The organism is Aeromonas sp. SER (assembly GCF_038739615.1).
Taxonomy (GTDB): Bacteria; Pseudomonadota; Gammaproteobacteria; order Enterobacterales; family Aeromonadaceae; genus Aeromonas; species Aeromonas jandaei.
This window is the reverse complement of sequence record NZ_JBCGFC010000015.1, coordinates 48760-60972: the sequence shown is the minus strand read 5'-3', so window position 1 is coordinate 60972 and position 12213 is coordinate 48760. Positions and strand designations below refer to the sequence as shown.

Genomic DNA, 12213 nt, shown 5'->3' with positions numbered 1-12213 from the left:
TCGTGTCTCTGGTCAAACTCCAGCTCAGCGACTTTCGCAATATCCAGCAAGCCAGTCTCGCGTTGTCACCCGGCCTCAATATTTTGGTCGGGTGCAATGGCAGCGGCAAGACCAGCGTGCTGGAAGCCATTCACTACCTTGGTCTGGGGCGCTCCTTTCGCACTCATCTGACCGGGCGGGTTATCCGCCAGGGGGAGAGGGCGTTTACCCTGTTTGCCCAGTGCGAACTGGATGGGCGTCAGGTGCCTATCGGTCTTGCCAAGGACAAGAGTGGCGAGACCCAGCTCAAGATTGCCGGGACGCAGGCGCAGCGATTGGCCGATCTGGCCGAACTGCTGCCGGTGCAACTCATCCATCCGGATGGCTTCAATCTGTTGACCGGGGGGCCGCAGGCTCGTCGGGCCTGGCTCGATTGGGGGGTGTTTCATCAGGAACCCACCTTCTTCGCCCTGTGGGGGCGGGTGCGGCGGCTGCTGAAACAGCGTAATGCGCTGCTGCGCCAGAGCACCCAATATCGCCAGCTGGCGTTCTGGGATCAGGAGCTGGTGCGGCTGGGTGGTGAACTGGCAGGCTTTCGCGCCAGTTATTGTCAGGCCATTACGCCCCTGATCAAGGAGATGACGGCGGATTTTCTGCCGGAATTCGATATCAGTCTTGGTTTTTACCGGGGCTGGGAGAAAGATACCCCCCTCAACGAACTGCTGGAGGCGTGGTTTGAGCGGGATCGGGCGCTGGGCTACACCGGTGTCGGTCCGCAGAAAGCCGATGTGCGCCTCAAGGCGAACGGGGTGCCTGCGCAGGATATTTTGTCCCGGGGTCAGCTCAAGCTGCTGGTTTGTGCCATGCGCTTGGCCCAAGGGCTCTATTTGAATCAACATAGCAGCCGTGGCTGTATTTTTTTAATTGACGATTTTGCCTCTGAACTGGATGTCGAGAAGCGTCGCCTCCTGGCCGCAAGGCTGAAGCAGTGCGCGTCCCAGGTGTTTATCACCGCCATCGATACCGGTCAGCTCGCAGACATGATGGATGCGAATGACTGCAAGTTGTTCCACGTGGAACAAGGCAAGATCTCCGAAACGTTAGAGAAGGCAGAGAGTAAGCTATGAGTGAAAATACTTACGACTCCTCGAATATCAAGGTGCTGAAGGGCCTGGATGCGGTCCGCAAGCGCCCGGGGATGTATATCGGCGATACGGATGATGGCTCGGGTCTGCACCACATGGTGTTCGAAGTCGTCGATAACTCCATTGACGAGGCGCTCGCTGGCTACTGCTCCGATATTCAGGTCAAGATCCATTCCGATGGCTCCGTCTCCGTGCGCGATAACGGCCGTGGTATTCCGGTCGATATTCACCCGGAAGAGGGCCGCTCCGCTGCCGAAGTCATCATGACCGTGCTGCACGCTGGCGGTAAGTTCGATGACAACTCCTACAAGGTTTCCGGTGGTCTGCACGGCGTCGGCGTTTCTGTTGTTAACGCACTCTCTGACAAGCTGCTGCTGACCATTCGTCGTAACGGCCACGTCTACGAACAGACCTATCATCTGGGTGAGCCGCAGGCTCCGCTCAAGCAGATCGGCGACAGCACTGGCACCGGGACCGAAGTTCGCTTCTGGCCGAGCCCGACCATCTTCAGCGACACCCTGTTCCACTACGAGATCCTGGCCAAGCGTCTGCGCGAACTCTCTTTCCTCAACTCCGGCGTTTCCATTCGTCTGATGGATGAGCGTGATGGCCGCGAGGCGCACTTCTGCTACGAAGGCGGCATCAAGGCGTTCGTTGAGTACCTGAACCAGAACAAAACCCCGATCCACCCGAAGGTGTTCCACTTCACCACTGAACAGGATGGCATCGGTGTGGAAGTAGCGATGCAGTGGAATGACGCCTATCAGGAAGGGGTCTACTGCTTCACCAACAACATTCCGCAGCGCGATGGTGGTACCCACCTCGTTGGTTTCCGTACCGCGCTGACTCGTACCCTCAACTCCTACATGGAGAAAGAGGACTACAGCAAGAAGGCCAAATCTGCCGCCAGCGGTGATGACGTGCGTGAAGGTCTGATTGCCGTTATCTCCGTCAAGGTGCCGGATCCCAAGTTCTCCTCCCAGACCAAGGACAAGCTGGTCTCTTCCGAAGTGAAGACTGCTGTCGAGCAGGCGATGGGTGAGAAGCTGGCCGACTTCCTGCTGGAAAACCCGGGTGATGCCAAGATCGTGGTCAACAAGATCATCGATGCGGCCCGTGCCCGTGAAGCAGCCCGCAAGGCCCGCGAACTGACCCGCCGCAAAGGCGCGCTGGATATCGCCGGTCTGCCCGGCAAGCTGGCTGACTGTCAGGAAAAAGACCCGGCTCTCTCCGAACTCTACATAGTGGAAGGGGACTCTGCTGGCGGTTCCGCCAAGCAGGGTCGCAACCGTAAAAACCAGGCCATTCTGCCGCTCAAGGGCAAGATCCTGAACGTGGAGAAGGCCCGTTTCGACAAGATGATCTCCTCCCAAGAGGTGGGCACCCTGATCACCGCACTGGGCTGCGGTATCGGTCGCGACGAGTACAACCCGGACAAGCTGCGTTATCACAACATCATCATCATGACCGATGCGGACGTCGATGGTGCGCACATCCGAACCCTGCTGCTGACCTTCTTCTATCGTCAGATGCCGGAAATCATCGAGCGTGGCTATGTCTATATCGCCCAGCCGCCGCTCTACAAGGTGAAGAAGGGCAAGCAGGAGCAGTATCTGAAAGACGAAGATGCGCTGCTGCAGTACCAGACCGCCATGGCGCTGGACGGTGCGACCCTGCACGTCAATGAGTCTGCCCCGGCCATCGGTGGCGAGGCGCTGGAGCGTCTGGTCAACCAGCACCGCTCGGTGACTCACCTGATCACCCGCATGTCTCGTCGTGCACCGGAAGCTGTACTGACCCAGCTGATCTATCAGCCGGAGCTGAACGAAGCGCTGCTGAACAGCGAGAGCGATCTGCTGGCCTGGTGTCATGGTATGGAAGCCGTGCTCAACGAGAGCAACCAGGGTATCCAGTATCAGATGCAGGTTCGCCGCGATGAAGAGCGCCGTCTGTTCGTGCCGCATGCCGTGGTACGTCAGCACGGTGTCGACCGCGAATACCCGATCAGCTATGACTTCCTGCAATCCTCCGAGTACCGTCAGTTGGTCTCGCTGGGCAAGGAGATCGCCAACCTGATCGAGGAAGGTGGTTACATCAAGCGTGGCGAGAAGGTGAAGCCGGTCTCCAGCTTCGTAGAAGCGGTCGAGTGGCTGATGGGCGAAGGCAAACGTGGCATCTACATCCAGCGCTATAAAGGGCTGGGCGAGATGAACCCGGACCAGCTGTGGGAAACCACCATGGATCCGGAAGCCCGTCGCATGCTGCGCGTCACCATCGATGATGCCGTCGGTGCCGACCAGCTCTTCTCCACCCTGATGGGTGATGCAGTAGAGCCGCGTCGCGACTTTATCGAGACCAACGCCCTGCGCGTAGCCAACCTCGACGTCTAATTCAGACTCGCTGATTGCAATAAAAAGCCGCTCACAAGAGCGGCTTTTTTACATCTGCAGTCTGCTTTATCAGAGCATTTTGCTCATGATGACCAGGTTGTGGGGTAGCACAGCGTCATCGCTAGCCGTGCGATGACGCAACGCTGGCACTATGTGGTGGATAACCCTGAACCCCAGCTTGGTATAGAAAGGCTCGGCGGTCTGGGTACCGAGATTGACCTCGTAAACCCCTTGCTGCGTCAGGTACTCCTGCACGGTATTGGCGAGCAGGGTGCCGGTTCCTGCGGGTTGCCCAGGTTGCACCACCACAGTGCCGATATAGGCGTATCGCCGATTGTCTGTGGAGTAGATAGACCCGGACATACCTCCCTGCAGTTCACCATTCTCATCATGCAGCATCAAAACAAAGGTCGGCCGGATTTTGGGATCCTGCTCGTTGACCGCTTCGATATAGAGGATTTTGCCTGCTGGCTGAGAACCGCAATGCGCTCTGAATATTGCAGTGTGATCCGGGCCTGCGGGCATATGAACGGCTTCGTGCTGATAACCGCTTTGAGTGAGAGGGGTATAGAGCTCCTGATACGTGGTGAGTATCACCACCTCATTGATGAGGTGGCCCTGCTGCCGTTGTTCATCGATCAGCTGATCCAGATAATCGAGCGGAGTACCGAGAAAGCTGGCTTCCGGGTAGTGGACGATGACGTTGGGGTTGAAGCCAAACTCCTGCTCACGCAGTTGCAGCAGGGAAAAAAGTGCCAACTGCTTCTCGCTCAGTTTATCGGCTGTGCAGTTATCTGGCTGATACAGTTTGAGTGGATTATGTCGAGTGGTCATTGTTTATCCATAAAAAGATGCGCGCAGATGATAACACAGCCGATCGGATAGGGTCGTTCCACGTGGAACATTGAACCGGATTACCTCAGCTCAGGTGCCGGGCAGTAGAGGCGCAGACGATGGCCATCCGGATCGAGGGCCATGCAGGTGTAGCCAAACTCCATCTTGGTCGGCGCCTGGATCAGGGTGAGCCCGCGCGCCAGCCATTCGGCTGACAGGCGATCGACGGCATTATCATCGGGGAGGGCGAAGGCCAGCTCCATCGCTCCGGCCGTTTGGGTCACGGCAGGTTCAACTGTGGCGTTGGACCAGAGTGCCAGTCTGGCGCCCGATTCGAACACGAACATGGCAAAGGTAGGTGACTCCTCCACCGGCTGGCGACCGAACAGCTCGCGGTAGAAGAGCGCGCTGCGGGTCGGGTTGGCAACGTAGAGGATGGTGAATTGGGGGACTAACATGGTGATGCTCCTTGCTGATGAGATGGCGCATTGGCGCCGACCCTGTCAGCATGGCGCTACCTGCTGTCAGTTTCTGTCAGCAATGAATTTCGGCTGCGGGATCTGCTGGGTGGCGCGCCACTCCTTCAGCAGGCTCTCTCTGCTTTTTGGATAGCGGCAATCTTGCGGTTGCATCCGGGTGATGCGATCTACCCGAAAGTGGCGAAAGCCCTGACGCAGTTCGCACCAGGCCACCAGTACCCGTACCTGTTCGAAGTAGCCGAGGGCAAAGGGCCAGACGGTGCGCTCAGAGGCCTCATCTTTGAGATCGCGATAGCCCAGGATCACCTTGCGTTGCTGGCGGATGGCGCAGCGCAGCGGGGCTTCATCGGTGAGGCTGTCGCTGCGGGAGGTGCCGATCAGCAGGGCATTGCTCTGGAGCTGCTGGCGATAGTCGGCGGGCAGCACGGCTTCTATCTTGGCCAGCGCACTGCTGGCCGATGCACTCAAGGCTCCATCACCATGGGCGACGACCCAACGTGACCCCAGCACCAGCGCATCCAGCTCCTCTTCGCTGAACATCAATGGCGGCAGCATGAAGCCGGGACGCAACACATAGCCGATCCCGGGTTCACCCTCGATATGGGCGCCTTGTGCCTGCAGGGTGGCGATATCCCGGTAGAGGGTGCGCAGGCTGATGCCAAGCTGGCTGGCCAGCTCCGCACCTGTGATGGCGTAGCGATGGCCGCGCAGCAACTGGAGCAGGGCCAGCAGGCGTTCGGAACGGGACATGGAATGACTCCTCGGGTCTCTGGTTAGCCTGCCATAGCGGAGTGAGCGGGTACAGCGGGCATCATCAGGAGTTATGGCCACGAAAAGAGCGTCGCCACTCGCTGGGGGAGATGGCAAAGCGAGCACGAAAGTGATTGCGCAGGGAGGTGGCACTCTTGAAGCCGACCAGCTCGGCAATGCGATCGATGGAATGGCCGCTTACCTCCAGCAGCTCCTGACTGCGCCTGAGCCGTTCCGCCAGCAGCCATTCACCCACCGAGAGGCCAGTTGCCTGATGAAAACGGCGGGTAAAGGTGCGCCGACTCATCAGGGTATGGGCTGCCAGAGAGTCCAGGGTGTGAGGCTCGGCCAGATGGGCACGCAGGTGATCGAGCAACTGGTTCATCCTGACATCGCGGGTGGAGGCGGGCACCGGCTGCTCGATAAACTGGGCCTGCCCCCCTTCCCGGTGGGGCGGGATCACCAGCCGCCGTGCCACCTTGTTGGCGATGGCCGAGCCGTGGTACTGGCGTACCATATAGAGGCAGCAGTCCAGCCCGGCGGCAGTGCCTGCCGAGGTGACCAGCCCCTCGTCATCGACATAGAGGGCGTTGGTATCGAGCTGCACGGAGGGAAAGCGGCGGCAGAAATCCTGTTCGTACTCCCAGTGGGTCGATGCCTTGCGACCATTGAGCAGCCCGGTGTAGGCGAGCACATAGGTGCCGAGACAGAGCCCGACCAGCCGTGCACCTCTGGCTCTGGCGGCAATCAGGGCATCGAGCAGTGCTGCGGGTGGCCGTGCTGTCGGGTCGTGCCAAAAGGGGATGACGATGATCTCCGCCTCGGCCAGCACCTCCAGCCCATGGGGAGCTTGAATGGTGAAGCCTTGCGCCGAGTGTGAATGAGGGTTGCCATCGCCGCAGCAGATCTTGAGCTCGAACAGCGGCTGGCCCGGCAGGATATCGCCGAAGATGAGGCAGGGGACGGCGCAGTGAAAAGGGCTGAAGTGATCGAAGGTCACCACGGCAACGATCGGGGTGGGCATGGTGTTGGCTCCTCTCTGCGCGCAGACCCCTCATCATAAGCGTTCGGCAGTGAAAGCCGAAGGGCCATCTCTGGCATGGCCCTCTTGTGGATCACAGTGATATCGCCTCGCCATCTTGCGGCACCCGTACCCGATCCATCATGCCCCGTTCCGCCAGATAGTCGTGCAGCTCCTGGCGTGACAGCACGGCGTGATTGACCGCCTCCATATGGCTGGCGATCAGCGTGGCCTGCGGTGCGGCCTGATAAACGGCGGCGACATCCTCCTTGCCCATGATGATGGAACCGAGCCCGGGCACCTGTGCATCGCCACAGTTGAGGATGATGACCTCGGGTTGATGCTGTTGCAGGGCTTGCTCGACCCGGGGATGCCAGATGGTGTCACCGGCCAGATAGAGGCACTGTTCATCGGGGTGGGAGAAGACCACGCCGCACACTTCTCCCATGCGCTCGCCCAATACCGCCATCAACTGGTCGCTGCCGTGCTGGCCACCGGTCTGCTGCAGGTGAATGCCGGCAAACTCGGGCTGGTCGCTCAGCAGGCGCACATCCTCAAAGCCACTGGCACGAATGGCATCGGCATCTTTCTGATGTTGTACCAAGAGCGGCAGATGTTTGGGGATTAGCGCTCTGGCGGCGTCATCCCAGTGGTCGGGATGGTCGTGGGTGACGATAACGGCATCCACATCGACCAGCTCATCGAGCGGCAGCGGCAGCTCGACCAGCGGATTGCGCAGCTGGCTGTTGGCGGTGCCCTCAAAGCCGGGGAAGGCCCCTTTGGCCGAGAGCATGGGGTCGATCAGAAAGCGGGTGCCGGCATAGTCGAGCAGCAAGGTGGCGTTGCGAACCTGGGTAATCTTCATGGGTATGGCTCCATGTTGGCTGGTGGATATGCAACCAATTATGGGAGACGGAGCGAGTTGCCATCAGTGGCCCACGGGTCGATTATCATCACTATCGGGCCAACAGGTTGATGTTCTACAGGTCGGCGCGGCCATTTAAAAAATTTGAAAAAATCCCCTTGAAAGGAAAAAGTGAGCCCCTATATAGGTAACAAGGCCGGAACGCTCGACAGAGGTTTCGACCAGGCGCCCGTCCATAAGGAGGGCAAACAATCCGTTATCGCTCACAAGAGGGTAATACTATGCGTTCTATCGACTTTTCTCCGCTCTATCGTTCTGCCATCGGTTTCGATCGTCTGGCCAATCTCATCGAATCTGCGGCCAGCAATGGCAATGCCGGTTATCCCCCCTACAACATCGAGCAGTTGGGTGACAACGACTACCGCATCAGCATGGCGGTAGCGGGCTTTACCCAGGAAGAGCTGGAGCTGAGCTTCCAGGAAAATCTGTTGACGGTGAAGGGCAACAAGCAGGCCGACACCGGGCGCAACTATCTCTATCAGGGGATTGCCGAACGTGGTTTCGAGCGTCGCTTCCAGCTGGCCGACTATGTGCGGGTGAAAGGGGCCGACCTGAAAAACGGCTTGCTGCACATCGAGCTGGTGCGTGAAGTGCCCGAGGCTATGAAGCCGCGCAAGATCGAGATCAACGGCTGATAGCCTGAATTCACTGAAATTTTAAAATTTCCCGGGTGCCGATGACGGGCCTGTGGAGAGTTGAACCTGTTGCTTATTAGAAGGATAGGATTATGCGTAACCTCGATTTTTCTCATCTCTATTCCAACGCCGTCGGCTTCGAGCGGATGGCCCGTGAGCTGGAAGGTCTGTTTGAGCAGAAGACCGCCGCTTACCCCCCGTACAACATTGAGAAGCGCGATCAGGATGGCTATCGCATCACGGTCGCCGTGGCTGGCTTCGAGCGCGAAGAGCTGGAGCTGGAGACCGAAAACGGCGCCCTCAAGGTGAAGGGGCGCAAAGGGGCTGCGGCCGGTGAGCGTCAGTTCCTCCATCAGGGGATTGCCGAGCGTGACTTCGAGCTCGCCTTCAAGCTGAGCCAGCACGTGGAAGTGCAGGGCGCCAAGCTGGAGCATGGTCTGCTGACCATCGATCTGGCACGCGAGCTGCCGGAGGCGCTCAAGCCCCGCGCCATCCCGATAGGCAAACCCGAGCAGCTGGCGCTGCCCGGCTAAGTAAACCGGATCGCGACAGACAACAAAGGCCTGCATCTGCAGGCCTTTCTGTTTTTGGCTGGCCGGACTGACTTAGCCGGCGTAGAGGGCATTGATTTCGTCGGCCAGAATGGCGATGCCGCGGCGCACCAGCTCCTCGCTCTGGGAGTAGTTGAGGCGGATGCACTCCTGGCTGTGGCGCCACTCAGGGTCATCGATACCGGGGAAGAAGTAGTGACCCGGCACGATCAGCAGGTTCTTCGCCTTCAGTCGCTCATAGAGCTCCTGACAGTGGATCGGCAAATCTTCAAACCAGAGCCAGAGGAAGAGGGCGCCTTCCGGCTTGTGAATGTGGAAGCGCGGGTCGGGGATCGCTTCGCGCAACAGCTGCACCGCCAGCTCCGCCTTCTGCTGATAGAAGGGCTTCACCACCTGTTCGCTGAGGGCGATGATCTCGCCGCTCTCGATCATCGGGATGGTGATAGCAGGCCCCAGACTGCCCGGCGCCAGATTGATGATGCCGCTCAGGTTGGTGATGGCCTGAATGATCTTCTCGTCAGCGATGACGATGCCGCAGCGGGTGCCCGGCAAGCCGAGCTTGGAGAGGCTCATGCAGAGGATTGTGTTGGCATTCCAGAACGGCTTGGCTTCGCTGAAGATGATGCCCGGGAAGGGGACGCCGTAGGCGTTGTCGATCAGCAGCGGGATCCCCTTGTCGCGGGCGATCTGATCGAGGTGTTCGATCTCTTCGTCGGTCAGCACGTTGCCGGTGGGGTTGGTCGGGCGGGAGACGCAGATCACCCCGATATCGTCACCCACCTGCAGGCTCTCGAAATCCACGTGGTATTTGAACTGGCCATCGGGCAGCTTCTCAATGGTGGGCTTGTAGGCCACGAAGTAGTCGTCTGCTAGCGCCGAGTCGGCATAGCCGATGTATTCGGGGGCGAGCGGGAACAGCACCTTCTTCTTACGGCCATCGGAAAATTCACCAGCCAGCAGGTTGAACAGGTAGAAGAAGGCATTCTGGCTGCCGTTGGTCAGGGCGATATTGCGAGCTGAGATATCCCAGCCCAGCTCCTTGCTGAGCAGTCCGGCTAGCGCCCTGGTGAACCTGTCTTTGCCTTGCGGGCCATCGTAGTTGGCCATCGCCTTCACCAGTTCGCCGTTGTCGAGCAGGGTTTTGGCCTCGGCCTGAAAGCGTTCCAGCATGGCGGGGATGGGGGCCGGATTGCCGCCACCCAGCATGATGGCGTCCGGATTGGTCAGCCCCTGATTGAGGTCATCCATGAGTTGGGTAATACCGGCGTGGCGAGTGAACTTCTCGCCGAACAAGGAAAATTCCATTCAGTGACAGATCCAGATTTGATTTACGGGGATGTAGCACCATAGCTCAGTTTAAAAGCGGGTGTCGATCAAAAAGATGGGACGTTCCACGTGGAACATGGCATAAAAATTAAGCGCTGAAGCACAGCAGTTTCGAAAGAAACATTAACCTGACAAGCGCACAGGAAAAATGGATTTATTTGAACCAAATCAGCTGGTTGTAGCGTCTCTCTGGTGGGGAGTGATGTAGCGTGCAGGAGTCTGCCCGGTGTGTTGCCTGAAGAAGCTGATAAAGGCGCTGTCGCTGGAAAACTCCAGAGCTGAGGATATGCGACTGATGGATTGTCCCTCGGCCAACAGCTCCATCCCCCGCAGCAGTCGCCACTGCTGACGCCAGGCTTGGTAGCTCATGCCGGTCTCCCGCATAAAGATACGGCCAATGGTTTTGTCGCTGGCACCAATCTGTCCGGCTAACTGATTTAGCCGCTCCGGCAGGGCATCCCCCCGCTTCAACTGCTGTAGCCAGTCGCCCAGTCTGGGATCGGTTGGCAGCGGCAACTGCCACGACTCCCGCGGCGCCTGCCCCAACTCCTCCATAAACAGTGCCACCGTCCGTTGTTGCTGCTCTTGCGGTTTGTCCCACGGCCAGAGCGCCATCCGTTCGATCAGTTCGTGCAGCAGCGGATTGACCGCCAACACCTCTACCGTGCCGGGCAACTCGGGGTGCGGTTGGAAGTAGAGAGAGCGGTAGGCCACCACACCGCGCATCAAGATCCTGTGGGCGGTGCCCGCTGGCAGCCAGGCGGCGCGGGTGGGTGGCAGCAGGCAGACCCGACCTTCCAGCTCCATGGTCATGCAGCCGGATTGGGCGAACAGCAGCTGATGGCGTTGATGTTGATGCAGGCCCGAGTCGTGCCAGCCGAGGGCGGAGGCGATGCCGATCACGCTGCCCGTCAGCTGGTCGGGGTCAAAAGGGTGATCGGGAAGAATAAAGGCCATATGTCCGATTTTTGATGTTTATAGTCCTGCTTATTGTAATCAGACAGTCGGCATCTCTCTAGAATGGCGACCTCTTGTGAAGGAGGTTTGTCATGAACAACAAGTTGCCACCGCTCTGGCTGGTGGTGGGATTGATGATGTTTCCCCAGATTGTGGAGACCATCTACAGCCCGGTACTGACCCACATCGCCAGCCAGTTTCAGGTGAGCGAGGGGCAGGCATCCCAGACCCTGTCGGTCTATTTTCTGGCGTTTGCGGTGGGCGTGGTCTGCTGGGGACGGCTCTGCGATCTGATCGGGCGCCGTCCCGCCATGCTGGCGGGTCTGCTCACCTATGGCGTCGGCACCTTGCTGGCGCTGCTGGCTAATCAGTTTGAAACCCTGCTGCTGGCCCGGGTTATCTCGGCCTTTGGCGCTGCAGTGGGTTCCGTGGTGACCCAGACCATGCTGCGCGATAGCTATCAGGGCAGCGATCTGGCGCGGGTCTTCTCGGTGATGGGCATAGCGCTCTCCCTGAGCCCGGTGCTGGGGCTGCTCAGTGGCGGGCAGCTGGCGAGCTGGTTCGGTTATCTCGGGGTGTTCAGCGGTTTGCTGATACTGGCGGTAGGCTTGCTGCTGGTTACCTGTTGGCAACTGCCGGAAACCCGTCCGGCCACCACCCGGCAAGTCGCACTCTGGCCGCTGGCGTGCCGGATGATGAAGGATGGCGGGCTCTGGCGCAGTGCCATGCTGGTCGCCCTGTTCAACACCATGCTGTTTGGTTACTACAGTCTGGCGCCGTTCCTCTTTGCCGGATTGGGATTGAGCACCAGCGAGTTTGGTTATTCGGGGATCTTGCTGGCGCTGGCGACCCTGCTTGGCAGCCTGCTCAACAAGCATCTGCTGGGGAGGGGGTGGCTGCCGTCCTCTCCGATCAGACTGGCTTGCGTTTTGGCACTGGTCGCCGGGCTGCTGGTCTGGACGACTCAGGCCAGCCTCTGGTTCCTGCTGCCCATGATGGGAATCGTGGTGGCCTTCGGACTGGCGATCCCCAACGTGCTGAGTCAGGCGCTGCTGGCCTATCGCGAGGTGGCGGGCAGTGCTGGCGCCCTGTTCGGGCTTGGTTACTACCTGCTGCTCAGTCTGGGATTGGCGGTGGCGGCCGGATTGCAGGATCTCGGCCTGTTGCTGAGTGGCTGCGGTCTGCTGGCACTGCTTTGCTGCGGGCGTCGTTCCACGTGAA

General features: G+C 59.3%; 12 protein-coding genes. 5 read left to right on the top strand and 7 right to left on the bottom strand.

Annotation, left to right across the window (positions count from 1 at the left end; all coding sequences use genetic code 11):
• Nucleotides 1-2: 2 nt before the first annotated feature.
• Entirely contained in the window at nucleotides 3-1106 is a 1104-nt protein-coding gene (recF, locus tag AAHA41_RS18975) for a DNA replication/repair protein RecF (RefSeq protein ID WP_323069249.1), read from the top strand.
• Nucleotides 1103-3514 (top strand): DNA topoisomerase (ATP-hydrolyzing) subunit B, encoded by a 2412-nt coding sequence (gyrB, locus tag AAHA41_RS18970; RefSeq protein WP_323069250.1) that lies wholly within the window; start codon nucleotides 1103-1105, stop codon nucleotides 3512-3514. The genes recF and gyrB overlap by 4 nt, the downstream gene beginning before the upstream one ends.
• 69 nt (nucleotides 3515-3583) lie before the next feature.
• Here the strand turns inward: gyrB and AAHA41_RS18965 are convergent, their stop codons facing one another.
• The 5 genes from AAHA41_RS18965 to AAHA41_RS18945 form a co-directional block, all read right to left on the bottom strand.
• Nucleotides 3584-4348, bottom strand: coding sequence for a GNAT family N-acetyltransferase (locus AAHA41_RS18965; protein WP_323069252.1), 765 nt, complete (start codon nucleotides 4346-4348; stop codon nucleotides 3584-3586).
• 80 nt (nucleotides 4349-4428) lie between these two features.
• Entirely contained in the window at nucleotides 4429-4806 is a 378-nt protein-coding gene (locus tag AAHA41_RS18960; protein ID WP_323069253.1) for a VOC family protein, read from the bottom strand.
• A 66-nt stretch (nucleotides 4807-4872) separates the two neighbouring features.
• Nucleotides 4873-5577, bottom strand: a complete 705-nt coding sequence (locus AAHA41_RS18955) for a YafY family protein (protein ID WP_323069254.1) — start codon at nucleotides 5575-5577, stop codon at nucleotides 4873-4875.
• Nucleotides 5578-5641: 64 nt separating this feature from the next.
• Entirely contained in the window at nucleotides 5642-6601 is a 960-nt protein-coding gene (locus AAHA41_RS18950) for a helix-turn-helix domain-containing protein (protein ID WP_323069255.1), read from the bottom strand.
• A gap of 91 nt (nucleotides 6602-6692) precedes the next feature.
• Nucleotides 6693-7463 (bottom strand): MBL fold metallo-hydrolase, encoded by a 771-nt coding sequence (locus AAHA41_RS18945; protein WP_323069256.1) that lies wholly within the window; start codon nucleotides 7461-7463, stop codon nucleotides 6693-6695.
• Nucleotides 7464-7744: 281 nt separating this feature from the next.
• Here AAHA41_RS18945 and AAHA41_RS18940 point away from each other — a divergent pair, with 281 nt between their 5' ends.
• Together AAHA41_RS18940 and AAHA41_RS18935 are read left to right on the top strand one after the other, a co-directional pair.
• On the top strand, nucleotides 7745-8158 hold the full coding sequence (locus AAHA41_RS18940; protein WP_005339298.1) for an Hsp20 family protein: 414 nt from the start codon (nucleotides 7745-7747) through the stop codon (nucleotides 8156-8158).
• A 92-nt stretch (nucleotides 8159-8250) separates the two neighbouring features.
• Complete coding sequence (locus AAHA41_RS18935) at nucleotides 8251-8691, top strand: Hsp20 family protein (protein WP_323069259.1); 441 nt, start codon at nucleotides 8251-8253, stop codon at nucleotides 8689-8691.
• A 72-nt stretch (nucleotides 8692-8763) separates the two neighbouring features.
• Here the strand turns inward: AAHA41_RS18935 and AAHA41_RS18930 are convergent, their stop codons facing one another.
• Together AAHA41_RS18930 and AAHA41_RS18925 are read right to left on the bottom strand one after the other, a co-directional pair.
• Entirely contained in the window at nucleotides 8764-10014 is a 1251-nt protein-coding gene (locus AAHA41_RS18930) for a valine--pyruvate transaminase (protein WP_323069261.1), read from the bottom strand.
• 189 nt (nucleotides 10015-10203) lie between these two features.
• Nucleotides 10204-10992 (bottom strand): helix-turn-helix transcriptional regulator, encoded by a 789-nt coding sequence (locus AAHA41_RS18925; protein WP_323069262.1) that lies wholly within the window; start codon nucleotides 10990-10992, stop codon nucleotides 10204-10206.
• 92 nt (nucleotides 10993-11084) lie between these two features.
• Here AAHA41_RS18925 and AAHA41_RS18920 point away from each other — a divergent pair, with 92 nt between their 5' ends.
• Nucleotides 11085-12212 carry a multidrug effflux MFS transporter gene (locus tag AAHA41_RS18920; protein WP_323069264.1) on the top strand — a complete coding sequence of 376 codons (1128 nt, stop codon included), beginning with the start codon at nucleotides 11085-11087 and terminating at the stop codon, nucleotides 12210-12212.
• The last annotated feature ends 1 nt before the right edge of the window (nucleotide 12213 follow it).

Coding starts and splice junctions, on each gene's coding strand:
- gyrB (WP_323069250.1), top strand. CDS start 1,103: ATGAGTGAAAATACTTACGACTCCTCGAATATCAAGGTGCTGAAGGGC.
- AAHA41_RS18965 (WP_323069252.1), bottom strand. CDS start 4,348: ATGACCACTCGACATAATCCACTCAAACTGTATCAGCCAGATAACTGC.
- AAHA41_RS18960 (WP_323069253.1), bottom strand. CDS start 4,806: ATGTTAGTCCCCCAATTCACCATCCTCTACGTTGCCAACCCGACCCGC.
- AAHA41_RS18955 (WP_323069254.1), bottom strand. CDS start 5,577: ATGTCCCGTTCCGAACGCCTGCTGGCCCTGCTCCAGTTGCTGCGCGGC.
- AAHA41_RS18950 (WP_323069255.1), bottom strand. CDS start 6,601: ATGCCCACCCCGATCGTTGCCGTGGTGACCTTCGATCACTTCAGCCCT.
- AAHA41_RS18945 (WP_323069256.1), bottom strand. CDS start 7,463: ATGAAGATTACCCAGGTTCGCAACGCCACCTTGCTGCTCGACTATGCC.
- AAHA41_RS18940 (WP_005339298.1), top strand. CDS start 7,745: ATGCGTTCTATCGACTTTTCTCCGCTCTATCGTTCTGCCATCGGTTTC.
- AAHA41_RS18935 (WP_323069259.1), top strand. CDS start 8,251: ATGCGTAACCTCGATTTTTCTCATCTCTATTCCAACGCCGTCGGCTTC.
- AAHA41_RS18930 (WP_323069261.1), bottom strand. CDS start 10,014: ATGGAATTTTCCTTGTTCGGCGAGAAGTTCACTCGCCACGCCGGTATT.
- AAHA41_RS18925 (WP_323069262.1), bottom strand. CDS start 10,992: ATGGCCTTTATTCTTCCCGATCACCCTTTTGACCCCGACCAGCTGACG.
- AAHA41_RS18920 (WP_323069264.1), top strand. CDS start 11,085: ATGAACAACAAGTTGCCACCGCTCTGGCTGGTGGTGGGATTGATGATG.